This window comes from Rhizobium sp. CB3060, assembly GCF_025200735.1.
In the GTDB taxonomy this organism is placed as follows: domain Bacteria; phylum Pseudomonadota; class Alphaproteobacteria; order Rhizobiales; family Rhizobiaceae; genus Rhizobium.
In genome coordinates this window covers 3866499-3893189 of the sequence record NZ_CP104158.1, presented here as the reverse complement: position 1 = coordinate 3893189, position 26691 = coordinate 3866499, and the positions used below count along the sequence as shown (strand labels likewise).

30 protein-coding genes and 1 tRNA gene are annotated in these 26691 nt (G+C 59.9%); 10 read left to right on the top strand and 21 right to left on the bottom strand.

What is annotated here, in order from left to right; genetic code table 11:
* Positions 1-10: 10 nt before the first annotated feature.
* From N2601_RS18720 to N2601_RS18680, 9 genes are all read right to left on the bottom strand, one after another.
* On the bottom strand, positions 11-1018 hold the full coding sequence (locus N2601_RS18720) for a type II secretion system F family protein (RefSeq protein ID WP_104821648.1): 1008 nt from the start codon (positions 1016-1018) through the stop codon (positions 11-13).
* A gap of 10 nt (positions 1019-1028) precedes the next feature.
* Complete coding sequence (locus N2601_RS18715) at positions 1029-2510, bottom strand: CpaF family protein (RefSeq protein ID WP_104821647.1); 1482 nt, start codon at positions 2508-2510, stop codon at positions 1029-1031.
* An 81-nt stretch (positions 2511-2591) separates the two neighbouring features.
* Complete coding sequence (locus N2601_RS18710) at positions 2592-3863, bottom strand: AAA family ATPase (protein ID WP_104821646.1); 1272 nt, start codon at positions 3861-3863, stop codon at positions 2592-2594.
* Between the two features lie 37 nt (positions 3864-3900).
* Entirely contained in the window at positions 3901-4614 is a 714-nt protein-coding gene (locus N2601_RS18705; RefSeq protein ID WP_104821645.1) for a CpaD family pilus assembly protein, read from the bottom strand.
* 55 nt (positions 4615-4669) lie between these two features.
* Entirely contained in the window at positions 4670-6169 is a 1500-nt protein-coding gene (locus tag N2601_RS18700; protein ID WP_260303270.1) for a type II and III secretion system protein family protein, read from the bottom strand.
* Positions 6170-6183: 14 nt separating this feature from the next.
* Positions 6184-6996, bottom strand: coding sequence for a Flp pilus assembly protein CpaB (cpaB, locus tag N2601_RS18695; protein ID WP_104821643.1), 813 nt, complete (start codon positions 6994-6996; stop codon positions 6184-6186).
* 164 nt (positions 6997-7160) lie between these two features.
* Positions 7161-7673 carry an A24 family peptidase gene (locus N2601_RS18690; protein ID WP_104821642.1) on the bottom strand — a complete coding sequence of 171 codons (513 nt, stop codon included), beginning with the start codon at positions 7671-7673 and terminating at the stop codon, positions 7161-7163.
* 91 nt (positions 7674-7764) lie between these two features.
* Positions 7765-7947 (bottom strand): Flp family type IVb pilin, encoded by a 183-nt coding sequence (locus N2601_RS18685; RefSeq protein ID WP_104821641.1) that lies wholly within the window; start codon positions 7945-7947, stop codon positions 7765-7767.
* Positions 7948-8035: 88 nt separating this feature from the next.
* A complete protein-coding gene (locus tag N2601_RS18680) occupies positions 8036-8218 on the bottom strand; it encodes a Flp family type IVb pilin (RefSeq protein ID WP_104821640.1) in 183 nt (60 codons plus the stop codon).
* A gap of 406 nt (positions 8219-8624) precedes the next feature.
* Here N2601_RS18680 and N2601_RS18675 point away from each other — a divergent pair, with 406 nt between their 5' ends.
* From N2601_RS18675 to N2601_RS18645, 7 genes are all read left to right on the top strand, one after another.
* Positions 8625-9041 carry a pilus assembly protein N-terminal domain-containing protein gene (locus N2601_RS18675; RefSeq protein WP_104821639.1) on the top strand — a complete coding sequence of 139 codons (417 nt, stop codon included), beginning with the start codon at positions 8625-8627 and terminating at the stop codon, positions 9039-9041.
* A gap of 159 nt (positions 9042-9200) precedes the next feature.
* Complete coding sequence (locus tag N2601_RS18670; protein ID WP_104821638.1) at positions 9201-9818, top strand: TadE/TadG family type IV pilus assembly protein; 618 nt, start codon at positions 9201-9203, stop codon at positions 9816-9818.
* Between the two features lie 11 nt (positions 9819-9829).
* On the top strand, positions 9830-10408 hold the full coding sequence (locus N2601_RS18665) for a TadE/TadG family type IV pilus assembly protein (protein ID WP_104821637.1): 579 nt from the start codon (positions 9830-9832) through the stop codon (positions 10406-10408).
* A gap of 135 nt (positions 10409-10543) precedes the next feature.
* Complete coding sequence (locus tag N2601_RS18660) at positions 10544-11764, top strand: phosphopentomutase (protein ID WP_104821636.1); 1221 nt, start codon at positions 10544-10546, stop codon at positions 11762-11764.
* Entirely contained in the window at positions 11761-12729 is a 969-nt protein-coding gene (locus N2601_RS18655) for an adenosine deaminase (RefSeq protein WP_104821635.1), read from the top strand. The genes N2601_RS18660 and N2601_RS18655 overlap by 4 nt, the downstream gene beginning before the upstream one ends.
* A gap of 122 nt (positions 12730-12851) precedes the next feature.
* Entirely contained in the window at positions 12852-13481 is a 630-nt protein-coding gene (gene upp / locus N2601_RS18650; RefSeq protein WP_104821634.1) for a uracil phosphoribosyltransferase, read from the top strand.
* Between the two features lie 148 nt (positions 13482-13629).
* Positions 13630-14157, top strand: a complete 528-nt coding sequence (locus N2601_RS18645) for a TIGR02281 family clan AA aspartic protease (RefSeq protein WP_260303989.1) — start codon at positions 13630-13632, stop codon at positions 14155-14157.
* Between the two features lie 7 nt (positions 14158-14164).
* Here N2601_RS18645 and deoA read toward each other — a convergent pair whose 3' ends face one another.
* The 11 genes from deoA to N2601_RS18590 all read right to left on the bottom strand — a co-directional run bounded on the left by deoA (position 14165) and on the right by N2601_RS18590 (position 24716).
* Positions 14165-15472 carry a thymidine phosphorylase gene (gene deoA, locus N2601_RS18640; RefSeq protein ID WP_104821633.1) on the bottom strand — a complete coding sequence of 436 codons (1308 nt, stop codon included), beginning with the start codon at positions 15470-15472 and terminating at the stop codon, positions 14165-14167.
* A gap of 3 nt (positions 15473-15475) precedes the next feature.
* Positions 15476-16249 carry a deoxyribose-phosphate aldolase gene (gene deoC, locus N2601_RS18635; RefSeq protein ID WP_104821632.1) on the bottom strand — a complete coding sequence of 258 codons (774 nt, stop codon included), beginning with the start codon at positions 16247-16249 and terminating at the stop codon, positions 15476-15478.
* Complete coding sequence (locus tag N2601_RS18630; protein ID WP_104821631.1) at positions 16246-17052, bottom strand: purine-nucleoside phosphorylase; 807 nt, start codon at positions 17050-17052, stop codon at positions 16246-16248. Before N2601_RS18630 ends, deoC begins: the two co-directional genes overlap by 4 nt.
* Positions 17049-17441, bottom strand: coding sequence for a cytidine deaminase (locus N2601_RS18625; RefSeq protein WP_104821630.1), 393 nt, complete (start codon positions 17439-17441; stop codon positions 17049-17051). The genes N2601_RS18630 and N2601_RS18625 overlap by 4 nt, the downstream gene beginning before the upstream one ends.
* A gap of 3 nt (positions 17442-17444) precedes the next feature.
* Complete coding sequence (locus N2601_RS18620) at positions 17445-18416, bottom strand: ABC transporter permease (protein WP_104821629.1); 972 nt, start codon at positions 18414-18416, stop codon at positions 17445-17447.
* A 10-nt stretch (positions 18417-18426) separates the two neighbouring features.
* Complete coding sequence (locus N2601_RS18615; protein WP_104821628.1) at positions 18427-19530, bottom strand: ABC transporter permease; 1104 nt, start codon at positions 19528-19530, stop codon at positions 18427-18429.
* A gap of 7 nt (positions 19531-19537) precedes the next feature.
* Positions 19538-21049 (bottom strand): ABC transporter ATP-binding protein, encoded by a 1512-nt coding sequence (locus N2601_RS18610; protein WP_104821627.1) that lies wholly within the window; start codon positions 21047-21049, stop codon positions 19538-19540.
* A gap of 79 nt (positions 21050-21128) precedes the next feature.
* Positions 21129-22124, bottom strand: coding sequence for a BMP family lipoprotein (locus N2601_RS18605; protein WP_104821626.1), 996 nt, complete (start codon positions 22122-22124; stop codon positions 21129-21131).
* A gap of 395 nt (positions 22125-22519) precedes the next feature.
* On the bottom strand, positions 22520-23395 hold the full coding sequence (locus N2601_RS18600) for an NAD(P)H-binding protein (protein ID WP_104821625.1): 876 nt from the start codon (positions 23393-23395) through the stop codon (positions 22520-22522).
* Between the two features lie 127 nt (positions 23396-23522).
* Positions 23523-24341 carry an AraC family transcriptional regulator gene (locus N2601_RS18595; RefSeq protein ID WP_245463917.1) on the bottom strand — a complete coding sequence of 273 codons (819 nt, stop codon included), beginning with the start codon at positions 24339-24341 and terminating at the stop codon, positions 23523-23525.
* A gap of 57 nt (positions 24342-24398) precedes the next feature.
* Entirely contained in the window at positions 24399-24716 is a 318-nt protein-coding gene (locus tag N2601_RS18590; protein WP_104821623.1) for a hypothetical protein, read from the bottom strand.
* A 234-nt stretch (positions 24717-24950) separates the two neighbouring features.
* Here N2601_RS18590 and N2601_RS18585 point away from each other — a divergent pair.
* Positions 24951-25040, top strand: a tRNA-Ser gene (locus N2601_RS18585).
* A gap of 171 nt (positions 25041-25211) precedes the next feature.
* On the opposite strand, the gene N2601_RS18580 is transcribed toward N2601_RS18585, so the two are convergent.
* Positions 25212-25580: an antibiotic biosynthesis monooxygenase family protein gene (locus N2601_RS18580; protein ID WP_104821622.1), complete on the bottom strand. Its 369-nt coding sequence runs from the start codon at positions 25578-25580 to the stop codon at positions 25212-25214.
* 95 nt (positions 25581-25675) lie between these two features.
* Between N2601_RS18580 and N2601_RS18575 the strand changes: the two genes are divergently transcribed.
* Entirely contained in the window at positions 25676-26152 is a 477-nt protein-coding gene (locus N2601_RS18575; RefSeq protein WP_104821621.1) for a MarR family winged helix-turn-helix transcriptional regulator, read from the top strand.
* On the top strand, positions 26133-26678 hold the full coding sequence (locus N2601_RS18570) for a cytochrome b (RefSeq protein ID WP_104824945.1): 546 nt from the start codon (positions 26133-26135) through the stop codon (positions 26676-26678). Before N2601_RS18575 ends, N2601_RS18570 begins: the two co-directional genes overlap by 20 nt.
* Positions 26679-26691: the final 13 nt, after the last annotated feature.

The window sequence follows — 26691 nt, the reverse complement described above, 5'->3', positions numbered from 1 at the left end:
TCTCCTTCGGTCAAATCTCGAAATTGACCATGTTGCGCATGATGTAGATGCCGACCGACATCCAGATGCCGGCGGCGCCCAGGATCAAATGGCCGCGCGGATCTGTGAAAAGGATCAACATGTATTGCGGCGAGGTCAGATAGACGAGCGTCGCGACGATGAAGGGCAGCGAGCCAATGATGACGGCCGAGGCTTTGGCTTCCATCGACAGCGCGGTGACCTTCGCCTTCATCTTCTTGCGCTCGCGCAGCACGCGCGCGAGGTTGCCCAGCGCTTCGGAGAGGTTGCCGCCGGCCTGCGCCTGGATGGCGATGACGATCGTGAAAAAGTTCACCTCCTGCAGCGGCATGTGGTTGGTCATGCGCGCGCAGGCATCGGTCATGCTCAGGCCGACCTGCTGGGCTTCGACGACGCGGCGGAACTCGGTTTTCACCGGCTCGCGCGCCTCGCCCGCCACCAGCCGCACGGCGTCATTGAGCGGCAGGCCCGAGCGGATCGAGCGGGTGATGAGATCGAGCGCGTTGGGGAATTCATCGAGGAACTTGTTCTGCCGGCGCTTGATGAGGAAACCGATGACCCAACGTGGCAGGCCGAAGGCGGCGGCGAAGGGAAGGCCGACCAAGACGGCGACCGGTGCGCCGAGCAGGAAGACGACAAGCATGATGAAGAAGCCGAACAGGACGCTGAAGAGATAGAAACGCGCCGGCGTTAGCGACAGGCCGGCTTGCCCGAGGCGTACTTTCAGCGACTGCTTCTTCTTGGTGTTCTCCAACTGGCGCTTTTCGAGATCCTTCAGCGAATCCTGCACCGATTTGCGCCGTTTCGACATTTCCTGCACGCGGTCGCGCGCCGCCTTGACCTGCATACGGTCGGTCTCGGCCGATTTGATGCGGTTGACGCGGCTGTCGGCCTTTTTCTGCCTCTCGATCCGGGAATAGAGGATGCTGTAACAGACAGCCGCCGCGGAGACGGCTGCGAGCACCACAATCAGAAGCACTACCGGATCGACACCGAACATCGGGAAAGTCCTATTTCGACTTGTTTTCCATTTCGTCGAGGGCAGCAGCCAGGCGCTTTTCCTCGTTGTAGTAGCGGGCGCGGTCCCAGAAATTCGGCTTGCCGATGCCGGTCGACATATGCCGCCCGATGATACGGCCGTTCGCATCTTCGCCTTCGATCTCGTAGCGCATCAGGTCCTGCGTGATGATCACATCGCCTTCCATGCCGATCACCTCGGTGATCTGGGTGATGCGGCGCGAACCGTCGCGCAAGCGGGCGGCCTGGATGACCACGTCCACGGATGTGGAAATGATCTCGCGCACCGTCTTCGCCGGCAGGCTGAAGCCGCCCATCGCGATCATCGATTCCATACGGCTCAGGCATTCGCGCGGCGTGTTGGCGTGGATCGTGCCCATCGACCCGTCGTGGCCGGTGTTCATCGCCTGCAACAGGTCGAAGACTTCCGGTCCGCGCACTTCGCCGACGATGATGCGTTCAGGACGCATGCGCAGGCAGTTCTTAACGAGATCGCGCATGGTGATCTCGCCTTCGCCTTCGATGTTCGGCGGGCGGGTTTCGAGGCGGACGACGTGCGGCTGCTGCAGTTGCAGTTCGGCCGTATCCTCGCAGGTGATGACGCGCTCGTCGCGGTCGATATAGTTGGTAAGGCAGTTCAAAAGCGTCGTCTTGCCCGAGCCGGTACCGCCGGAAATGACGACATTGCAACGAACGCGGCCGATGATCTGCAGCAGCGTGGCTCCTTCCGGCGTGATAGCGCCGAAGCGGACGAGCTGGTCGAGCGTCAGCTTGTCCTTCTTGAATTTACGGATGGTGAGCGCGGGGCCGTCGATCGACAGCGGCGGTGCGATGACGTTGACGCGCGATCCGTCCGGCAGGCGGGCGTCGCAGATCGGACTCGATTCATCGACGCGGCGGCCGACCTGGCTGACGATACGCTGGCAGATGGAAAGGAGCTGTGCATTGTCGCGGAAGCGGACTTCCGATTCCACCGTCTTGCCGCCGACTTCGATGAAGGTCTGGCCGGCACCATTGACCATAATGTCGGCGATATCGTCGCGGGCAAGCAGCGGTTCGAGCGGACCGTAGCCGAGCACGTCATTGCAGATGTCCTCGAGCAGTTCCTCCTGCTCGGAGATCGACATCGCGAAATTCTTGATGGTGATGATGTCGTTGACGATGTCGCGAATTTCTTCGCGCGCAGCCTCGGCATCGAGCTTGGAGAGTTGCGACAGGTCGATCGTATCGATCAGAGCGGAAAAGACCTGCGACTTAGTGTCGTAATATTCTTCGGTGCGCGCCGGCCGGCGGCGTGTCGGCGTCTGCATCGACGGCGGCGCCACCTGCTGGCGCGGTTGTGACCCCTCGCGCGCCGGCTCGACCAGCACTGTCGATGCCGCAGGCGCAGTAGCGGACGGCGCACGGGGCGGCGACGGCGGAGGCGTCACGCCACCGCTCTTTGCAGGACCTTCATTTCCGCGTCTGCCAAACATGCCGTCGATCCAATTCTACGCTAGAGCATGATCTCAAAAACACGAACCGGCCTTCGAACAAGATCATGCGACATCAAACAATTACTTCCGCTTCAGAAGGCCGAGCAGGCCGCCCTTCTTTGCCTTCTTCAGGGCAACGCGCCCGGTAACGATGTGCGATATCTGCGAGAAGGTCTCGGCGACCGGTGATTTCGGGTCGGTCTCCGAAATCATGCGGCCGCTGTTGGCGGCGTTGCCAAACAAGTTGATATCGAAGGGAATGATGGCGATCGGGTCGGTCTCCAACGGCTCGCAGAATTCCGAGGGACCGATTTCCGGGCGCTTCGGCATACCGACCTGATTGAGGATGAGATGTGGCGCCTTGTCGTTGGGGCGCAGCTTGCGCAGCGCATCCAACATGTTCTTGGCGTTGCGCAGATTGGCAAGGTCGGGCGCCGCGCAAATGACGACTTCGTCGACGGCCGAAAGCACCGAGCGCGTCCATTCCGTCCAGAGATGCGGCACGTCGAGCACGCTCACCGGCGCGCTGCGCTGCAGGACGTCGAGCACGGGCTGAAAGGCCTGGCCGTCGAAATCATAGGCGCGATCGAGCATAGAGGGGGCAGCAAGCAGCGACAGGTGCTGCGAACATTTGGTCAGCAGGCGATCGAGGAAAACCTCGTCAAGACGCTCCGGCGCATAGACGGCCTCGGCGATGCCCTGGGCCGGGTCCTGATCGAAATCGATATTGGCGGTGCCGTAGGGCAGATCGAGATCGGCGAGAATGGTCTCGGTCGAGAACAGGTTGGAGATGCCGAAAGCGCAATTATGCGCGATGGTGGATGCCCCTACCCCACCCTTGGCGCCGATAAAGGCGACGCTGCGGCCAAGCGGCTCGGCATCGGGATCGACGAAGATCGCCGTCATCGCCGCCATGACGTCGGCCATGGCAACCGGCTGAACCATATATTCGGAAATACCGTTGCGGATGAGTTCGCGATAGAGGCCGATATCATTGTGATGACCGACGATCACCACCTTGGTGCTGGGATCGCAGACGGCAGCGAGCGGCGCAAGCTCCGCCAGGAGATTGCCCGGATTGGCCCGGGTTTCCAGGATGATCAGATTGGGCGTCGGCGTCGAGGCGAACATGTTCGCCGCCGCCGCGGTGCTGCCGCTGGTGATTCTGAGGCTGACCTTGGACATGCGCCGATCATTGGCGCATCGGTCCATCACCTGCTGCAACTGCTCGCTTTCGCAGAAGGCGTGTACCGAGATGCGCGGCAGCGGTCGCATGTTCTCGAGATCGCCCGTGCGGGGCGCATCATCGTCCTCCATCTCGGGCTTTCTGATATCGTAATTGATAGCGCTCATGATTCTATCCTGTTCCGCCGGCCGATTATCCTCATGCTCACGAGCCGAAGCCGCTGATCGTGGCCGTGCTCGTCGGGACGTTGCCGCTGCGGTAATTGTCGATCACCTTGCTGCGTTGGTCGGTATCGATCGGCGACATGGCGCGCGGCGCGACGAGGTCGGTCGGGTTTGCCACTTGCGCTGCGAGGTTGTTCTGGGTCGCGCAGCCGAAATTGTAGTAGTTCTGATTGTCGAAGGCGTTATCGGACAGATCTTCCGGCCATTGGCCGCAGGAATTGGTGGTCGCCGTCGTTGCCATGAAACTAAGGCGGATCGGCGCGGCATCACCGGGGCCGCCGGATTGATAATAATTGTCGACGATACGCGCTGACGGAATGCCGCTTGCGACAAGTTCTTGCCGGATCTGCCGGCGAAGCGCGGAAACCCCAGGCGAGTTGGCCGAACTGCCGGGCGCCAGGATTTCGACAGTGCCGGAAGCGTGAGCCTTATAATCCTGCACGAAACCGCGAACCGTGTCGCGGGCGCCGGTCGTAATACGGCGATCGCCGGCAATGACGGGGATGTCGACGTGATGTTCCTTTTCGGTCAGCACGATAGGATGACGCTGACGATAGTCATCGGAAAGGGCGCTGGTCGTCATGCGATCCGGCGATCCCGCACATCCGCTGACAGCCGCAGCCATCATGATCAGAGCCAGGGCTGAAAATCGCGGCCTGGCGATACGGGGCGCATTGCGATCGAGGCTGGCCATCTTTTGGTCTCTCGTTGTTCCGGTTGAAAAGGGGTGCGTCATTGTCCGTCTCCCCTCACTTGTAGATAAAGCCGACCGTGCCGTGGAAATCGGCATCCGCAACCGGCGGCCCGTCCTTATGCCCGTAGATCTTGTTGACACGGTTCATGAAGAAGGCAGAGACATCGTTGCTCGGTGAAAAATTGTCGTCAGGGCGAGCGAGTTGAGCCCGCGCCACCGGCCGCACCAGATAGGGTGTCGCGATGATCACCAGTTCGCTTTCGTCGCGTTCAAAGCTCTTTTGGCGGAAGAGTGCGCCGAGGATCGGGATCTTCGAGGCGCCCGGCGTGCCGTTGGTGGTCTGCTGGACGCTGTCACTGAGGAGGCCCGCCAGCGCAATGGAGCCGCCGGAGGGCAATTCGACCGAGGTATCGGCCGCACGCTGGTTATACGTCGCGGTTCCCGATGTGCCGACCGGGTTGGACACCTCAGTCTGGATATGCAAGCTGATGCGCCCTGCAGAGAGAACCACAGGCGTGAAGGCCAAGCTTACGCCGTAGGTAAAGGGCGTAATCGTGACGTTGCCGTCGCTATCGGTCGTGGAGTAGAGCTGCTGACCGCCGGAATTGAAGGTCGCGGCCTGACCGGAGATTGCCGTCAATGTCGGTTCCGCCAATGTACGTACCGCGCCGGCCTGCTCCATGGCACTGAGATAGGTGCTGATATTGTATTTGCCGATCGCGCTCTTGAATAGGGCGGCGATACCGCCACCGCCCGCGGCCGCGGTCGTGTCACTGGTGATACTGCCGAGTTGAGCGACAGTCAGGCCTGAGGAATTGCTGACGAGATTGTCGAAGCCGATTTGCTTCAGCACGCTGCGCTTGATCTCGGCGACGGTGACCTTCAGCGTCACCTGATCCTCGCCCTCGATCTGCAGAAGGTTGACGATCTGTGACGTCTGGCGTGCTTCGGCAAAGAGGGCGACGGAATTGTCGCCGCCGCTAGCGCTTGCGGTTTCATTGCGCGTCGTCGCCTCGCCGCCCTTGAGGAAAGCCTCGGCAAGCTGTTCGGCGCGCGTCGAATCCTGCGGCGTACGCACCGTACCGGTCATGACAATGTTGTCGGAGACGATCTCGACATTAATGTCGGAGTCCGGAATGAAGCGCTTGATATTGGACTGAAGGCTGGAAATATCGCGCTCGATCTGGAGGTCGAGGCTGACGATCTCCTTCCCGTCGGCACCGAAGACGAAGATATTGGTCTGGCCGACCGTCTTGCCGAAGAGATAGATGCGGCGCGAGGTACGCGTCACGGCATCGGCCATCTTCGGATCGGAAACGAGAATATCATGGGCGTCTGCCGGCAAATCGACCACCAGCGCCTTGTTGAGGCCGAGCTTCAGCGTGCGCTTGGTGCCGAGGCCTGCAATGGTAACGATGCTGTCGGAACCGTCGGCCTTGGCCGTCGACATGCGCAGAAAGGCCGGCGCTGCGGCGAAAGGCAGGCCGGAGAAAGCGACCGAAAAGGAGAGAGCCGCAATCGAGAGGAGGTGGATCGGTTTGCTGGTCTTGAACATGGTCCCGCCCCTTCTCATGGCGTCTTGGCTGCGGCTGTGCCGTTGGCGATGATCGAGCCTGATTTGATAACTTGGACGACGGCACCGCCGTTATCTCCGCTCAGCAGGTAATCGGCGGCGATCGTATCCGGCTGCTGCGCGTCGGCGACGGAGCGCAGCGCCAGTGTCAGCCGGTCGGCCATCTGCTGGGCGACCGCAAGCACCTTGGTCTGATCCGGCGTCAGCTCAAGCGTTGCGGTCGTGCCAACCACGGACTTGCTGCCATCCTGCTTTTCCTCGACCTGCTGATCGACGGCGAGCACGCGGACATTGCTGAGCACCGTCTCGGTTACGAATTTCTGGGTATCGCCCTTGCGCACCATGATCACGTCGACCCGGTCATTGGGGAGAATGAAGCCGCCGGCACCGGTGGCGACGGAAATCTCGGTGGCGACCGCACGTTTGCCGGAGGGCAGCAGCGAGGAGAGAATGTGGCTGTTGGAATCGGCGACCTTCTCTTCGCGGATCGGTTCGCCTTCAAAGATCGGCAGACGCACGACTGCGCCGTTCAGGTCTTTCAGGGCATCGGGGCGCTCGGATTCGGTAATGAAACCCTTGACCAGGCCGCTTTGCGGCCAGGCCATCCAGTGGATCGACTTCTCATTCAGGCGCGAGCCGACCGGAAGATTGGCGTCGGCGACGAGCACATTGGCCGTCGCCTCCTTCTCTATCACCGCTTCGACCTGCGGCACGACGTTGCGCGTGCCGGCCAGACGCATCGCCAGCAATCCGGCAAGCCCTGCCGCGACAACTGCCACCGCGAGTATCATTAAGCGAGCGGGTTTCATGATCATTCCTTGGGGAATACGACTCTTCGCCCCGCAGAATGCTCCGCAATTGGTGTAATTATGGTTAATGGTATATTACATTTACAATCAATTAAGCATAACTATTAAAGGCACGCAGAATATAGCGTTGCGCAATACATCATTAATTCTTAGAAAGATCTAATTTAGATAATATGATATGTCGCCGCCGCGACCATAGGCGACGAGGGAAAAGCCAGGAAGCCGCCGATAGCGATGGCAATGCCATAAGGGATCTTCTTGGCAATCAGCAGCGAGTTCGGCAGTGGCAAGCCCATGGCCATGATGGCGCTCGAATGCGAGCGGATCACGAGGATAAAAAGCGTCACCGCGCCGCCGATGAGGGCAACATAGACGAGGAAGGCGAGAAGCGACGGATCGTAGCCAAACCAGAGTGCGGACGCCGCCAGCAGCTTGGCGTCGCCACCGCCCATCACGTTGAGGGCAAAAAGCGCGAAGCAGACGCTGAACACGATGGCCGCGCCGGCAAAATGCATGCCGATGTCGGGCCATGTCAGACTGAGCAAGGGCGCAAGTACGATGAAGGAACCGAGCAGGACGAGCGAAACCCGGTTCGGGATCGTCATCGTAAACAGGTCGGAAAAGGCCGCGACCGCGAGGCAGAGCGGGAAGATCAGCAATGTTGCAGCTTCAAGCATTTGATATCCCCAGCTTAACCTATAAAAGTCAAAAACCGCTCACTATAGGGAGCGGTTTCCGAATATCTTACATCATTATACTTCCGCACGATTAATGCGCAGTAGAAGCAGCGTTCATCTTGTCGGAAATGCCGTTGAACGTGGTGCTGAGCGTGTTGCCCAGTGTGGTTGCGCCGGCAATGATGGCGACGGAGATCAGCGCTGCGATGAGGCCGTACTCAATTGCTGTCGCACCGGATTCGTCTTTCAGAAAACGCGAAAAAAGTTTAGTCATGAGGTAGCTCTCCGCTCACTTTGTTGGCTGCACGCCAGCCAACTGTGCCGTTTTCGATCCAAACATGCCGCCGAGACGCCGCAATCAATTAGTGTGCGGTAGAAGCAGCGTTCATTTTGGTGGAAATATTATTGAACACGGTGCTGAGCGTGTTGCCCAGGGTCGTTGCGCCAGTAATGATAGCGACGGAGATCAGCGCGGCAATCAGGCCGTATTCAATTGCGGTCGCACCGGATTCGTCTTTCAGGAAACGGGAAAAAAGCTTGGTCATAGGTTCACTCCACTCACTTTGTTGACAGCACGTCCGCCAACTGTTTGCCGTTGATCGGATGAGCAGAACGGTAGCGGCTGGCCGTTTCCATCGCTTTAAGGAAGTGGGTTAACAGATCGGAAAAACTAAAACGCAAATAGACTAGTTAACGTCAATTCATGTCTTTCCAAGCATTTTTAGAGAAAATCTTCAGCCTCTTCGTAATGATTAGGAGCTGATATATTAGCAATCAATGGGAATTGTTCCAATATATTGCAACTCCCGTAGGGAAATCCCAAAATGGAAGCAGAAGAGCACGACTTGCATCGGAACTGAACGAATAGCCTTCCCCTTAATTGTTCATTCACCATTCTTTCTCATTCTATTTGGTAATTGTTTCCGTCATCAGCTTCACGAGGCCAGACCCATGCCAACCCGCGGCAAAATTGCATTCTTTGCCTGCGTCGCCGCAACAGTGGGGCTGATGCCGCAGTTTTCCCACGCCGCGGATAACGGCATGCTGCGCGTCTATATGGATCATGCACGCGTATTGAAGCTCGATCGTCCCGTCAGCAAGGTCATCGTCGGCAATTCGCAAGTGGCGGACGCGACCGTTGCCGATCCGAAGACCATCGTGCTTACCGGCCGCAGTTTCGGCACCACGAACATCGTCCTGCTCGATTCCGACGGCAACGCAATCGTCGATGAGCGTATCCTCGTATCGATCGACGAGGGCAACACAGTCCGCGTCTACCGCCAGACCGACCGCTCGGTGCTTTCCTGCACGCCCAACTGCGAGCAGCATGCCCAACAGAACAGCACCGCCGCAGCCGCTACCCAATAATGGCGGCATCTCCGTTCCTTCTCTGTATTCAACTATATTAAATAAGACTCGTCTTTCTTAAACAATCCAAACATTTCTTCAATATGAAGAGAGATGAGAAACGGATTATCAAGAAAGCGGCTCTAGTCTTAACCCCACTTAAAACGTGCGGATTCCGGTATGATGCCAGAGGACGATATACTTGGGGGCAAGACTTTTGCGCAGAAGCGGGCAGGCGGACGCTTGCGCGCATTCGTGCGTTCTCGCGACGGCGCTGCCGCCATCGAATTCGCCCTTCTCGCGATCCCCTATTTCCTGATCATCTTCGCAATTCTGGAAACCTTCGTCGCCTTCATCGCCGAACAGGTCGTTTCCAATGCCGTCGATACCGTGTCGCGCGAGATCAGGACCGGGCAGATCACCGCCGCCACGGGTGCACAACCGTTCCGTCAGGCTTTCTGCAACGAAATTTCCGTGATCATCGCATGCTCGGCAACCGAACTGACGACGCCGACCAATCTCTATCTCGACGTGGAAAGCTACACGAGCTTTGCAGCCATGCCGACCACCATCCCACGCGTGTCGTCCGATCCCTATTCCGACCTCGACACAACGGGCTTCAAATTCGCTCCCGGCGGCGCCAAGTCTATGAATATGGTGCGCGCCTACTATCGCTGGCAGATAATGACCGATCTGCTGCGGCCTTATCTCACCACGATACGGCCGTCAGACGGTTCGATGCCGACGACCTACCTTATCGTCGCAACGGCCGCCTTCCAAAACGAGAATTATCCGTGAGGAGGGTGGCGATGGCACGAAAGGAGCTAACGGTTAGGTTTTGCGCCCTTTTGCGGCGCTTTACCCGCGACGAGCGGGGCATCGGCGCGATCGAATTTGCCATTCTCTTTCCGGTGCTGCTGATGCTCTATCTCGGCGCCTTCGAACTTACCATTGCGCTCAGCGTCGAAAAGCGCGCCAGCCGGTCGGCCGGATCCATTGCCGATATCGTGACGCAGCAATCCAGCGTCAGTAAGACGGTGCTCGCCACCATGCCTTCGGTTGCAAACGCTATTTTCGCACCCTACGACTCGACCGGCCTGACCCTGAAAATCACCGGTATTCAGCTCGATGCCAGCAGTAATGCCACCGTTGCCTGGTCCTGGGCGCAGGATGGCAGCAAGCCCTACGCGACCGGTGGCACCGCCACCGTCCCCAGCGACATCAATCAGGCGAGCACATTTCTGGTGCGCACCGAGCTTGCCATTCCGTATCAGCTCATCAGTTTCGGCTCGGATTTCCTGCCCGCCGGCAGCAGCCAGATCACCATCAGCCGCGAGTATTTCTATCGTCCACGGACCGACAGTACGGTCACCTGCAGCGATTGCTGAGCAGAATTGTTGTAAATCCCTGCAATATTTCCCACCTGAACAGGAAATTGCCAAGTTGACGTCGCCGTTATATGGGTGACGTCCAATGCGCCTGACGCTGGACGTCGCGCATTGAGCAATCCTATCGGGTGGACCATGGCGCGCGCCTTTCTCTTCGTTCTTGATTCCTTCGGTGTCGGCGGCAGCCCGGATGCGGCCACCTATGGCGACGAGGGCGCCGATACGCTCGGCCATATCGCCGAGTTCTGCGCGGCGGGTGCCGCCGACCGCGACGGCCTGCGTTCCGGCCCCTTGTCGCTGCCGAACATGTCGGGTCTCGGCTTGCTGGAGATCGCCAAGGCGGCAACAGGCAGCTATCCGGCCGGCATGCCGCAGCCGGAAAAGCTCTTTGGTCTCTACGGCTGCGCCAACGAAGTGTCGCGCGGCAAGGACACGCCATCCGGCCATTGGGAAATCGCCGGCACACCCGTCATGTTCGACTGGGGCTATTTTTCCACCGAGGGCGACGCATTTCCGCCGGAGCTGGTCGATGCCATCTGCGAGGCCGCCGATCTCCCCGGCATTCTCGGCAACTGCCATGCATCTGGCACCGAGATCATCGCCAAATATGGCGAAGAGCATATCCGTAGCGGCAAGCCGATCTGCTACACCTCGTCAGACTCCGTCTTCCAGATTGCCGCGCATGAGCGCCATTTCGGCCTCGAACGGCTGACCGCCCTCTGCCAGATCGTCCGCACCCTGCTTGATCCTTATAATATCGGCCGCGTTATCGCCCGCCCGTTCGTCGGCGAGACGCAGGCGACATTCGAGCGTACCGGCAACCGTCGCGACTTCTCCGTGTTGCCGCCGGAGCCGACCCTGCTCGACCGACTGGTCAAGGCCGAACGCACCGTGCATGCGGTCGGCAAGATCGGCGATATCTTTGCCCATCAAGGCGTCTCCCGCATCATCAAGGCCAACGGCAACATGAAGCTGATGGATGCGACGCTAAGGACGATGGACGAGGCCGGCGATGGCGACCTCGTCTTTACGAATTTCGTCGATTTCGACATGGTCTATGGCCATCGCCGCGACGTGGCCGGCTATGCGGCCGCGCTCGAAGCCTTCGACGCAAGGCTGCCGGAGGTGCACGAGAAGCTGAAGCCTGGCGATCTCGTCATCCTGACAGCCGATCACGGCTGCGATCCGACCTGGCGCGGCACCGACCATACGCGCGAGCGTGTGCCGGTTATCGCCTACGGGCCTGGCATCCGCTCGCGCTCGATCGGCGTCCGCCAGACCTATGCCGATATTGGTGAAACCGTTGCACGCCATTTGGGAATTGCGGCAGGGCCGCATGGAAGGAGTTTTCTGTGACATCGCATTTGAAAAAGGTCGAGCTGCATTGCCATCTCGAAGGCGCTGCTCCTCCGGCGCTGACGTTGGCACAGGCACGGAAATATAATGTCGACACCAGTGCCTTCATGCATGACGGTATCTATCTTTGGAAGGATTTTACCGAATTCCTCGTCTGCTACGACAAGGTTTCCGAAGTCTACCGCACCGAGGAAGACTATGCGCTGTTGACCGAGACCTATCTCGAAGAGCTTGCGGGCATCGGCACGATCTACAGCGAACTGATCGTCTCGCCCGACCATGGCGACCGGATCGGCCTCGGGGCCGATGCCTATATGGCCGGCGTTTCGGCCGGCATTCGTGCAGCGCAGGAAAAGAGCGGCATCGTCGCCCGGCTGCTCGTCACCGGCGAACGTCACTTCGGACCGGAGCGCGTCATCAAGGCCGCCGAATATGCCGCCAAGAGCGATAACCCGTTGATCACGGGTTTCAACATGGCCGGCGAAGAGCGCATGGGCCGGGTTGCCGATTATGCGCGCGCCTTCGACATTGCCCGCGAAGCCGGCCTCGGCCTCACGATCCATGCCGGCGAAGTCTGCGGCGCCTTCAGCGTCGCCGATGCGGTCGAGCTGGTCCGTCCGTCGCGCATCGGCCATGGCGTGCGCGCCATCGAAGATGCCGACCTCGTCAAGCGCCTCGCCGATCTCGGCACGGTGCTGGAAGTCTGCCCCGGCTCGAACGTCGCGCTGAATGTCTTTCCCGACTTCCCGTCGCACCCGCTGCGCAAGCTTCGTGACGCGGGCGTGCGCGTGACGATTAATTCCGACGACCCGCCCTTCTTCCACACCTCCCTGAAGCGCGAATACGAGCTGGCGTCCGCCGCCTTCGGCTTCAGCGACGACGAGATCAATGCCATGACTCGAACGGCAGTCGAAGCCGCGTTCGTGGACGACGCAACGCGGGCGACGCTGTTAGCGAGGATATGACCACATCGTTTTAGGTCGCCGACTGGGGATGACGTTCCAAAATGCGGCCTATTTTCTTGCACCACAGACGATTTCCGTGAAAGAAACATCAGATATCGCGGAATTATTGGAAGGCTGAAATCATGGACGGCGTTACTGTCATCGATCACCCGCTCGTGCAGCATAAATTGACCATCATGCGCAAGAAAGAGACGTCGACGGGAAGCTTTCGCCGGCTTCTGCGCGAGATTTCGACGCTGCTTTGCTATGAAGTGACGCGCGACCTCGAACTGACGATCGAGACGATCGAGACGCCGCTGCAACCGATGGACGCGCCGATCCTCGAAGGCAAGAAACTGGTCTTCGCCTCGATCCTGCGCGCCGGCAATGGCCTGCTGGAAGGCATGCTCGACCTCGTGCCCTCGGCCCGCGTCTCGCATATCGGCGTCTACCGCGATCACGAAACGCTGCAGCCGGTCGAATATTACTTCAAGGCGCCGGAAGATATTTCCGAGCGCCTGATCATCGTCGTCGACCCGATGCTGGCAACGGGCAATTCCTCGATCGCGGCAATCGACAAGCTGAAGGAACGCGGCGCCCATAATATCCGCTTCCTCTGCCTGCTGGCGGCTCCGGAAGGCATTGCCAATTTCCGCAAGGCGCATCCGGACGTACCGGTCTTTACCGCGGCAATCGACAGCCATCTCAATGAAAAGGGTTATATCGTCCCCGGCCTCGGCGACGCCGGCGACCGCATGTACGGCACGAAGTAAATCCTGAAGCTAGATTAGCTTTTTTGCCCGGCAGCCCCCCAACTGCCGGGCTTTTTATTGATCTGTTTAGCGGCCTGTCAGCGAAGCTATATTAAACGTAGGGATCAATGGGCTTGATATGGAAAAGCCCATGGGAAGGATCTCGCCGATGCTCGCTCGCGTTCTTGTCATTGCCGGTATCGTCGCCGCCGCTGCTACCCAGGTTCCTGCGTTGCTGGGCACGCAAATGGCAAGCAGCGAAAGATCGACGCCTGCGGTTAAGGTTGCCGTTGCGCAGCAGCCGGTCGCGACGACGGCGGCGGCATTTGGAAGCGTGTTGTTGCAGGCGGGTGCGGGCGGCCACTACGAAGGCGATTTCAAGATCAACGGCCGGCCGGTGCATGGCATGATCGATACGGGCGCGACCTATGTGGCAATCAATGAGAGCACCGCACGCCGCCTCGGCATCAGCGGCAACGATCTCGATTATCGCTACACCACGCAGACGGCCAACGGCCCATCCAAGGTGGCTCTCGTCAAACTCGACCGTCTTGAAATCGGCACGATCAAGGTCCGCGATGTCGACGCCGTGGTCGCGAAAGACGGCGCATTGAGCACAATGTTGATCGGCATGAGCTTCCTCAAAAAGCTCAATTCCTATAGTGCCGAAAACGGCTCGTTGCGGCTGACGCAATAATTACCGGTCAAATCCGGGTAACGATCACCGACGGCAGAACGGGTGCGGCATCGCCGATCCGGTAGTTCGCAGCCAGATCGCCTGCGGCCCTTTCGGCGCTCGCCTCGTCGGCCGCATGAACGGTTGCGATGCGATCGCCTTTGCTGACCCTTGTTCCGAGCGGCAGGATATCGCTGAAGCCGACGCGATGGTCGATCTTGTCCTGCGGATGACGGCGGCCGCCGCCGAGATCGATGACGCTCATGCCGATGGCGCGGGCGTCGCAGGCTGCAAGCCAACCGTCCGAAGATGCAAGAACAGGCTTCTGCACGGACGCCGCAACTAGGTATTTGTCCGGATGATCCAGCAGATCGGCAGGGCCGCCGAGAGCGTGGACCATGCGGGCGAACAGCTCGGCCGCCTTGCCGGAAGAGAGCGCTTCGCGCGCTTTCGCCTCAGCCTCAACCAATGTCTTCGCGATCCCAGCCTGCGTCAACATCTCGGCGGCGAAGGTCAGCACGACCGTTTCGAGCCGCGTGCCCGCCTTGCCACCCTTCAGGAAATCCAGGCAATTGCGGAGTTCGACGACATTGCCGGCGGCATCGGCGAGCGGCTGGTTCATGTCGGTGATCAAAGCGGAGGTTTTGACCCCGGCGCCATTCGCCACCTCTACCAGCGATCGGGCCAGCGTCTCGGCCTCTTCCAGAGAGGTCATGAAGGCGCCATTGCCGATCTTGACGTCGAGCACCAGCGTCTCGAGGCCGGCGGCCAGCTTCTTCGACAGGATCGAAGCGGTGATCAGCGGCACGGAATCGACCGTGGACGTGACATCGCGCACGGCATAGAGCTTGCCGTCGGCGGGCGCCAAGGCTCCAGTCTGGCCGATGATGGCGCAACCCACCTCATCCACCACCTTGCGGAAATGGGCGGCATGCGGGGTGATGCCATAGCCGGGGATCGATTCCAGCTTGTCCAGGGTGCCGCCGGTGTGCCCGAGACCGCGGCCGGAAATCATCGGCACGGCAAGGCCGCACGCCGCGGCGATCGGTGCCAGCATCAACGAGACATTGTCGCCGATGCCGCCGGTCGAATGTTTGTCGGCGATCGGCCTGTCGATGCCGGACCAAGAGAGCATATCGCCGGAGCGAGCCATGGCCAAGGTCAGCGCCACGGTCTCTTCGCGCGTCATGCCGCTGTACCAGACGGCCATGGCGAAGGCGCCGATCTGGCTTTCGGCCAACTCATCCCGCGCAAGGGCCGCGATGAAGGCGTCGATATCGGTGACGTGAAGCGTGCCGCCATCCCGCTTCCGCCGGATGATTTCCTGCGGGATCATGGCTCAGTATCCGGATGCTGCCGCGCTCGACTGCCCGCCGCCGAGCACGTTGAGGATATCGTCGAGCAGGCTCGACGCGCCGAAACGGAAAGTCGAGGGCATCGCCCAATCCGGCGCCATAATGGTCTCGGCAAGGCTCAGATAGAGCGCCGCATCGGCGACAGAGCCGATGCCGCCAGCCGGCTTGAAACCAACCTTGCGGCCACTCTGGCGGATCGCCCGCAGCATGATGTCGGCAGCCTCGAGCGTCGCATTGACGGCGACCTTGCCGGTCGAGGTCTTGATGAAATCGGAACCCGCCTCGATCGCCAGTTCGGAGGCGCGTCGGATCAGCGCCACGTCCTTGAGTTCGCCGGTTTCGAGGATGGTCTTTAAGAGCACCGGTCCCTTGCACTCGGCTCTGACGGCGGCCACCATGTCGGTAACGGCCTGCTCGTTGCCGGCCAGCAGCGCGCGATAGGGGATGACGAGATCGATCTCGTCGGCGCCATCGGCGATCGCCTCGCGTGCTTCGGCGGCGACATCAGCCACTTCCATATCGCCGGCCGGGAAATTCACCACGGTCGCGATCCGCACCGCATGGTCGGTTCCGAGAATGCCGCGTGCCTGGGCGACGAAACGCGGCCAGATGCAGATGGCGGCGGTGTGGCCATAGGGTGACTGGGCGCGCGCGCAGAGCGTCTCGATCTGCGCCGGCGTGCAGTCGTCCTTCAGGTTGGTGAGATCGAGAAGGGAAAGCGCAACGGCCGCCGTTTCTCTAAGGGAATGGCTCGTCATTGTTCGTTTCCTCCGTCCGCAATCATTTCCTTCAAGATGGCGGCAAGGCGAGCGCCGCCGACCGGGGCCATGTCCTTCGTCTCTTCATGCGTAAGCTCGGCGCCGGTCATGCCAGCCCCATAATTAGTAATGACGGAGGCGGCTGCAACCCTCAGGCCGAAAAGTCGCGCAAGAATAACTTCCGGCACCGTCGACATGCCGACAGCATCGGCACCCAGAATGCGCGCCATGCGGATTTCCGCCGGGGTTTCGAAGCTCGGGCCCGAGAACCACATATAGACGCCGTGCGACAGCTTGACCTCGGCCTTTTCCGCCGCCTTGCGCATGCGCATGATAAGGTCGGTATCATAGGCACTGGTCATGCCGACGAAGCGCTTGTCGCTTTCCTCGCCGATCAACGGGTTCATGCCGGAATAATTGATGTGGTCGGTGATCTGCATCACCGATCCCGGCGGCATTTCCTCGCGCAGCGATCCGGCCGAATTGGTGAGGATCAGCGTCTCGACGCCGAGAGCCTTCAGCGTCTCGATCGGCACGCGCATGGCGTTGGCGTCGCCCTTTTCATAATAATGCACCCGGCCGGACAGCATGATAACCGGCACGTCACCGAGATAACCGGCGACTAACGTGCCGGCATGACCGGAGACGGCACTGACGGGGAAATCGGGGAGATCGGCATAGGGAATGCGCACGGCATCCCTCACCTGATCGACCAGGGAACCAAGGCCGGAGCCAAGGACGATGCCGTAGCGCGGCTGGAGATCACCGAGCTTTACGGCCAGGAGGTCGACGGCGGCGCTCATCCGAGTATCTCGGTTTCGAAGCTGAAGGGCAGCATCTCGTCCATGGTCATGGTCTTCTTCACGCCGGTTTCGTCGCAGAGATAGATGCGGGTTTCCTTGCTGGCGAACTCGGCGATCTTCTGCCGGCAGCCGCCGCAGGGCGGGCAGAGCGGCAGCTTTTCGGCAATGACGGCCATTTCGACGATCTTCTTGGCACCGGCCATGATCATATGGCTGATCGCGGTCGGCTCGGCGCACCAGCCCTGCGGGAAGGAGAGGTTCTCGATATTGGCGCCGGTATAGACCTTGCCGTCCTCGGCACGGATGGCCGCACCGACAGGGAATTTCGAATAGGGGGCATGGGCAAAGGCCATCGCTCCGCGAGCGGCCTCAAACAGATCATGCGACATGGATCAGCGCTCCTTGGTGTAGGGCACGCCGCCCGCCTTTGGCGGTTTGGCGACGCCGATGAAGCCTGCGAGCAGGATGCAGGTCAGAATATAGGGCAGCGCCTGGAAAATCTGCACCGGCACTTCACCGATGCCAGGCACGGCCTTGCCCTGCATGAAGTTGGCGAAAGCATCGAGGAAGCCGAAGAGCAGGCAGGTGAACATGACCGGCACCGGCTTCCATTTGGCGAAGATCAGCGCCGCGAGCGCGATATAGCCCTTGCCCGCAGACATGTTGTTGATGAAGGCGGCCGATTGGGCGATGGCAAGATAGGTGCCGGAGAAGCCGCAGAGAATGCCGGCGACGATCAGCGAGCGATACCGTAGCCACTCGACGGAGATGCCGGCCGTATCGACGGCGCCCGGATTTTCGCCGACGGCGCGCAGACGCAGGCCAAAGCGGGTGCGATAGAGGATCCACCAGGAAATCGGCACAGCAAGGAAGGCGAGATAGGTGAGAATATTATTGCCTGAGATGACGTTGGCATAGAGCGGCCCGATGAAGGGCACGTCATGGATGGCGTTGGCACCCGGCAAGGTGATCGAAGCGAAACGCGCCTCGGCCGGCAGCGTCGGCGTGCGCCCACCCTGGCCGAACCAGGCTTGGCCGAGCACGATGGTCAGGCCGGCGGTCAGGAAGTTGATCGCAACGCCCGAGACGATCTGGTTGCCGCGGTTGGTGATCGAGGCAAAGCCATGCAGGAGGCCGAGGGCGACCGATATGACGATGCCGGCGCCGAGACCAGCCCAGGCCGAGCCGGAGACGGAGGCGACACAGGCGGCGGCGAACGCGGACGCCAGCATCTTGCCTTCGAGACCGATGTCGAAAATGCCGGCGCGCTCGGAAAACAGGCCGGCAAGGGCCGTAAAGATCAGCGGAATCGACAGGCGGATGGTCGAGCCAAATATGCTGATGAGGAGATCATAATATTCCATCGTCCGATCCTCAGGCCCTGGCTAATTTTTGATAGGTGCGCACCATCGCGGGCCGGAACATATATTCGAGCGCGCCGGCGAACAGGATGACGAGGCCCTGGATAACCACGATCATGTCGCGCGTGATGTTGGGCATGTCGAAGGAAAGCGCATCGCCGCCCTGGTAGAGAATCCCAAACAGGATCGCCGCAAGGATGATGCCGACCGGATGGTTGCGGCCCATCAGGGATACGGCGATGCCGACGAAACCGGCGCCAAGCACGAACTCGACCTGCAGGCGGGCCGAAGCGCCCATCACCGGATTGAGCGCCATCATGCCGGCCAAGCCGCCCGAGAGCAGCATCGCGATGATGACCGTGCGGGCATACGGAATGCCGGCATAGACGGCAGCCGTTGGGCTGAGGCCGAGCGTGCGCATTTCATAGCCGAGCTTGGTGCGCCAGACGAGCATCCAGACGAGGAAGCACATGACCAGCGCGATCAGGAAGGACACGTTGAGGGGTGCCGCACCGATCGTCGAACCGAAGATGCCCATCAGCCAGTCCAACTTCGGAAGCTGACCGCCCGCGAGGAAGGTACGGGTTTCCGGCGCCATCTTGCCGGGTACGATCAGCACATGCACCAGGATGAAATTCATCATCGCCGAGGCAATGAAGTTGAACATGATGGTGGTGATGACCACGTGGCTGCCGCGCTTAGCCTGCAGCCAGGCGGGAATGAGAGCCCAAAGCGCGCCGAAAATGGCTGAGCCGATGACCGCGAAAGGCATCGTCACATACCAGGGCACATAATTGTCGAGCGTCAGCGCCACAAGCGCGCAGCCGAGGCCGCCGACATAGGCCTGGCCTTCCGAGCCGATGTTGAACAGGCCCGCATGAATGGCGACGGCCACCGATAGGCCGGTGAAAATGAAGCTCGTGGCATAGAACAGCGTGAAGCCGATGCCCTCGCCGCTGCCGAGCGCGCCCTGCAAGAGCAGGTTCAGCGCATCCAGCGGGCTTTCGCCGATGAACCAGACCACGAGACCGGAAATCAGGAAAGCGATAACGAGGTTGAGGACCGGGATCAGGCCATAATTGATCCAATTGGGAAGCGGAACGGATGCAGTGCTCATCAAGGCCTCATGCGGCAATGCCGGCCATCATCAGGCCGAGTGTCTGTTCACCGGCGTCAGCCGTTTTTTCGCCGACGACGTGGCCGGCGAACATGACGAGGATGCGGTCCGAAAGGGCGCGGATTTCATCCAGCTCCACCGACACCAGCAGGATCGCCTTGCCGGCATCGCGCATCTCGATGATGCGGCGATGGATGAACTCGATGGCGCCGATGTCGACGCCGCGCGTCGGCTGGCCGATCAGCAGAGCCTTCGGATCGCGCTCGATCTCGCGGGCGACAACGATCTTCTGCTGGTTGCCGCCAGAGAAATTGGCGGTCTTCAGCCGGGCGTTTGGCGGGCGAATGTCGTATTTCTCGATCTTTTCAATCGCATCCTTGCGCATGGCGTCGAGATCGAGCATGCCGGCCCTGCCGTATTTCACATCACGGTGGTAGCCGAGCATGGAATTTTCATATTCCTCAAACTTGAGGACGAGGCCCATGTGATGGCGGTCTTCCGGAATATGGGCGAGGCCGAGTTCACGCAAGGCCGCGGGATCGGCGGTGCCGATCGGCTCGCCGTGCAGGTGGATTTCGCCCGAGGCGGGCTTGCGGATGCCGGCGATCGCCTCCAATAGCTCCGACTGACCATTACCGGCGACGCCAGCGATGCCGACGATCTCGCCGGCGCGGACGTCGAAGGAAACATTGTCGACCATGGTAACGCCACGGCCGTCCTTGACGGTCAGATTGCGGACGGAGAGCACGACCTCGCCGGGATGGGCAGAGCCTTTTTCGACGCGCAGCAACACGCGACGGCCGACCATCAGCTCGGCGAGCTCTTCGACGGTGGTTTCCGCCGTCTTGCGCGTGGCAACCATTTCGCCGCGGCGCATGACCGACACCGTATCGGTGATGGCCATGATTTCGCGCAGCTTATGGGTGATGAGGATGATGGTCTTGCCCTGATCGCGCAACACGCGGAGAATCCGGAACAGATTGTCGGCTTCGGCCGGTGTCAAAACGCCGGTCGGCTCGTCCAAGATGAGGATCTCGGCGCCGCGATACATGGCCTTCAAAATTTCGACGCGCTGCTGCTGACCGACTGGAAGCTCCTCGATCAAGGCGTCCGGATCGACATCCAGGCCGTAATCCGTTTCCAGGCGCCTCAGTTCGGCGCGGGCAGCCGTGACACCCTTCGCCAACAAAGCGCCGCCTTCGGCGCCGAGCATGACGTTCTCGAGCACGGTGAAATTATCGACCAGCATGAAATGCTGGTGCACCATGCCGATGCCGGCGGCAATGGCCGTCTGGCTGTCGCGGATGGCGATGGGATTGCCGTTGATGCGGATCTCGCCGCTGTCGGCATGATAGAAGCCGTAGATGATCGACATCAGAGTCGACTTCCCGGCACCGTTCTCACCGATGATTCCGTGGATCGAGCCCTTGGAAACGGTCAGGTTGATGTCTTTGTTGGCATGGACGGCACCGAACTTCTTGTCGATGCCCACGAGTTCGATGGCAGGCGTTTGGCTCACTACGCAGCTCCAGAAATCAGGCTTCCGGATAAGAAAAGGGCGTATGACGTTTGAATACGTCATACGCCCTTATTTCATATCAGCTCTTCGGGCAGGCGTTGTCGGTCGTGTAGTCGTGCACCTTGATCGTGCCGGAGATGATGTCGGCGGTTGCCTTGTCGACGGCGGCCTTCATTTCCGGCGTGACGAGCGGCTTGTTGTTGTCGTCCATGGCAGCGCCCACGCCCTCTTCCTTGAGGCCGAGTTCCTGCGTGCCGGCCGTGAACTTGCCGTTCTTGGCATCGGTAAAGGCGTTATAGACGGCGAGGTCGACGCGCTTGACGACAGAAGTCAGGACCGAACCCGGATGCAGGTAGTTCTGGTTGGAGTCGACGCCGACCGAAAGCTTCTTGTTGTCGGCAGCCGTCTGCAGCACGCCGAGGCCAGTCGCGCCGGCAGCCGCGTAAACAACGTCAGCACCCTGGTCGATCTGGTTCTTGGTGAGCTCGCCGCCGCGAACCGGGTCGTTCCAGGCAGCGCCGGTCGTGCCGGTCATGTTCTGGAAGACTTCGATCTTCGGATTGGCGGCGCGGGCGCCCTGCTCATAACCACATTCGAACTTGCGGATCAGCGGAATGTCCATGCCGCCGACGAAGCCGATCTTGCCGGTCTTCGAAGCCATGGCAGCCATGACGCCGGCGAGGTAGGAACCTTCATTTTCCTTGAACTTGACGGAACGAACGTTCGGCAGGTCGAGGCTGTCGTCGATCAGAACGAACTGGGTCTTCGGATATTCGGCAGCAACCTTCTGCAGAGCGGACGTCCAGGCGAAGGAGACGGCGATAACCGGATTGAAGCCCTTGCTGGCGAAGTTGCGCAGCGCCTGTTCGCCCTGGGTGTCGCCCGTCGGCTCGAAGTCGCGATAGGCGACGCCGGTTTCCTTCTTGAACCTTTCGGCGCCGTTATAGGCCGCTTCGTTGAAGGACTTGTCGAACTTGCCGCCGGTGCCATAAACGATCGCCGGCTTAATGTCGGCCGCAAGCGCCGTTGCCGACATGGCAGCCAAGGCGAAAAGGGTCAAAAGGGATTTTTTCATGAGTTGCAGCCCTATTGTTGCTATCTTGTTGGGTCCTCCCGCAAGTCCGTTGACCGGACATGTCTGCGGAACCGCCGGCCTCCCCCGAGGCCAAGCTGGCGCATCCTTGCATGGCTGCAGGAAAAATTCACGAGAAATTTTTCAGTTGGTAAAGATTTGTGGGAATTGCCAAAAACCCGCCCAAGAGAGCTGATTTTTGAACATTTTCGCCCTCAAACTGCGATTTTATTAGCCAAACAAGGTCGGATGGCCGATGTGGCAAGAACGGTCTTAAACGCTTGCGGCATTCACGATCGGTTGCCTCGATACTCGAGTAATCTATATCAAAGCGATTGTCCAAAACGCATTTGATCGCCCGATTTCGCGAGGCAGCTCGTCGTGTCGAGATCCCTCAGTCATAAGCTTTTCATCATCGAAGTCAGAACCTCGCGCAGTCCGGTTCGGCCGCGTCTTATATCGCCGACACCCGGCTCCGCATCGATCCGTCCGGCATTGTGGGCGTCATACAATTCCGCAACCAGTTCGGCATAGCTTGCGCTTATTCCTCCCCGAACGAGTGCAGGGATCCAGTCCAGGCGAGGCATCTCGCTGGCGATAATTTTCCGGCCGGCAAGCTCTCCAGCAATCCGCGCAACATCCTCGACGCTGTAGCGATCTGGCCCCTCCGCATGAATGATGCTGAGAGGTGCCTGGGTGCCGGATAGCAGCAATTCGCCCGCAATAACGCCGACATCGGGAGCCGACACGGTGGGAAATAGTTTAGTGACCGGATGATGCCGGCTTGGGAGCACCCCGGTCTCGATCGCGCGTCCGATCTGGCGGCTCCAATTCTGCATGTGTTCGGCCGAGCGCAGGAAGGTCAGAGCGGCGGGCAGCTTTTTCAGTTCGGATTCCAGATGATGGAAAATCAGCGTGATGCCTGTGTCGGATGCAAGATGCGCGCCGTAGTCGGAGATCGCTAGAACGGAGCTCGGCCTGTTCCGGTCGAGTGCATCGACGATCGTTCTTATGCTGTTTTTCATCTCCGCGGCTGCATCATCCGCCTGAACGCTTGTGGGGCAGATGATCTGCACGGCCGTCGCGCCTCTCATGCTTTCAGAAAGAGCCGCACTGTCCTGAATATCGGCGATGGCGACATCGCAACCCATGGCGCTTAGATCATCGGCGCTATTTTGACGTCGCACGACGGCTCTTACCGGTGCGCCCTGGCGGCGAAGCTCGGCAATCGTCGCCCGCCCAATCTTTCCGGTCGCGCCCAAAATTACGAACATCTCTTCATCCTCAAACGTTCATCGTGGATGTGGAGCATGCTGTTTTTATGCGTCCTGTCGCACAGGATCGGACAATGGAGAGCAGAAATGGACAGCAAAATACCGTGCCGACGCGACCTTCCCTGGACTATCGCCTCATCCGGGCGATGCCGGTCGGTGTTATGCCGAGAATGCGCTTCATCGCCTGTGCCATATGGCTCTGATGGGCGAAGCCTGCGGCGAGCGCGATCTGGCTGATCGACAGCTCTCCCATGGCAAGCAGGTGTCTGGCGCGCTCCACCCGGCGGCGGATCACATATTGATGCACCGGCATGCCGAACGAGCGGCGAAACAGCACCTTCAGATGCGAAACGCTGATCGCCGCCACCTCCGCCAACTGTGCCAGCGATAAATCCCCATCAAGATGGGATTCAATGAACTCGACCAGCCTGCGTCTCTGGTTCGATGAAAGCTTTTGCCTAGCCGAAACGGTTGTCGCATCGAATGTACCAGCGATGAGCCGCACCGCCAGCGCCCTGCCAAGGCTTTCAACGAACAGGCGATCGGCGGGTTCATCCACCTTCGTTTGCGTTTCCAGCGCCAGGGCGATGTGCTCGATACCTGGATCGCGATGCTGAAACTTGGGACGGATGGCAATGCTGTCTGGATCGATCTCCATATCCTCCGCCGCACCGCGCATGATCGCGGGGCTTATCCACAAGCGCAGAATTGTGCAGTCGGCGTCGTCTTCCCATTCGCCATCCAATCCGGCCGGAACGATATCGATATCGCCATGCGACTGAACGCGGCGATGCTGCCAGCCGTCGCACCGGCAGGAGGCGTTAACCGGCGCTCCCATATGAATTCCAAGACGGTGAAAGGGTGTTGCGGGAATGTATGTCAGGCCAGCAGCGATATGCCACCGGGTCGCTCTGATGCCGAAGGGGCCGAGGTCGTGGTCAAGCAAGTTCCATCTCCCGTCTCCAGCGCCCAGTGGACCGGATTCTTACTGCGCCCGGGCGGTCTAAACGCTGAAGCGACCGGCAACCGGCGGCTTCTTGTAGGCGGCCATCCACAAAAGCAGCGAGATCGCCAAGAACACCGCGAAAGCCGGCTGGAACAGCAACCACTGCACGGCCAGATCATAAAGGCGCGGATGGATATAATAGGAAATCAGCGACTGGACGGTCGCAAGGGACGACGGGCTGACATCGTTCCAGGCATCCTCCATCGGGGTCAGCACCACGGCGGAGGCCGCAACCGATTGGATGGAATCGATGGTGCCGGCGACCACCGCAACGACCAGCGCGACGAGACTGGCAAAACGCAACAAGAAACGCATCGAACCCTCCGCATACTCACTTCCCGTCGGCCATAGTCGACTGGGTTACTGCATTCCGCTCCGTCCTTCTTCTTAGATATGATCGGAGCCGGATAAGCGCAATGGACCAAAGGTCTGGAGTTTTCTGTCGGGAAGTCAAAAATCTGTCAGATTCGGGTTGATCCTAAGAAATTCATCGGTATATATCGCGGCCGTTCCGACGATTTGCCTCCTGACCGGTTGCGAAACGCCAAAGGACAGGTGGCCGAGTGGTTTAAGGCGCACGCCTGGAACGCGTGTGTACGTGAAAGCGTACCGAGGGTTCGAATCCCTCCCTGTCCGCCATTCTCGAAATTTTCGATAATCATTTCAGCTTTTTATTCTCTTCCGGTAGCCGCGAAGCGTCATGCCGATCGACAGCATGACGCCAGCAAGCATTGCGTGGCGAGAACTTTGAGTGTGAGCCGCGTCGACTCTCGCTTTTTTCTTCTTTTCAGTTTCTTGCCGCAGCCGCGTCTATGCCACGCAGATGCCAGGGACCCCGACCTTCTGGAACAGATGGGGCGAGGCAACGGACGAGGATGGATAGGCCGAGATTTTTTTCCTGAACTCCGGATGCGTGAAGGCGGCTCGGAAATCAGCCATAGTCTCCCAGACGGCATAGTTCAGATAGGCGGGGCTCTCGCCGACCGCGCGATGAAGCTGGGTCGAAATGAAACCCGGCTGCCGCTTCATGAACGCGGCATCGTCTTGCCATGCATTGAGGAACGTCTCCTCATCCGCCTTATCGAGCGTGAAGAGATTCACGAGGACAACGGGGGCGGCTTCGACGGTGATTTGGCGGTCAATCGGAAATGAGGGGTCCATTGGGCGCATTGGTGACATGGTGTGCTCCGTTCGATATGGTTGCATGATGTCAATCTGACGCCATACACGTAGATAATTGACATTATGATGTCAAATAGAATACAGGATGACAAATGCAAGAGACCAAACGAACGCCGGTCGGAATCGCCCTGACCGGTCTGATTCTCGATCTATTCAGGCTTCACAGCCGCGTGCTCGCCTCCGGCGACAGGCTGGTTGCTCCGCTCGGCCTGACGAGTGCCCGCTGGCAAATCCTCGGCGCTATCAATTCGGCGGACCGGCCGCAGCCGGTTGCGTGGCTGGCGCGCGACATGGGAGCCAACCGCCAAAATGTGCAGCGCATCGTCAACGATCTGGAGAAGGACGGACTCGTTGCCTTCGAGCCCAATCCGCACCACCGGCGGGCGCAGCTCATCCTGATGACGGACAAGGGCAGGCAGACATTCGACGCCGCCATGCGTCTGCAAGCCCCCTGGGTCAACGATCTCTCGGACGGGCTCTTGGTCGAGGACATCGAAACGATGCGCGGGGTCATGTCGGTGCTGCGCGGCAAACTGGAAAGAAATGAAGATGCTGAAGAGCAGGTCTGATCGCTATGGCGCTGTCGCAGTCTCAATTCACTGGCTGAGCGCCATCCTGATCCTGGCCCTGCTCGGCTCCGGTTTCCGGGCCGCAAATGCTATGGGCGCGGCCAGCAAGGCTGCTTTCCTGCGTTTCCATATTCCAGTAGCGATCGCAATTCTGTTCTTGACGCTGCTTCGCATTGTCTGGTGGTGGCGTTTTGATCGGAAGCCACTGCCGGCGGAGGGATTGCCTCTCTGGCAGGAGCGCATCGCGGGCGGGGTTCACATCGCCTTCTACCTCGTCATTCTTGGTATGGCTGCCAGCGGCATCGGCATGATGATCCTAAGCGGCGCGGCACCCGCTATATTTGGGGCGCCTGGGGCGATGTTGCCCGACTTCACCGATTATCCGCCGCGAATACCGCATGGTTTGGGTGCCTTCTTGCTTGTCGGGCTGCTGGTGTTTCATGCCGGTGCGGCCCTTTATCACCAATTCGTTCGCCGCGATGATCTGCTCCAGCGCATGTGGTATGCCGGGTCGTCCGGCGATTAGAGTTGTGCTGGAA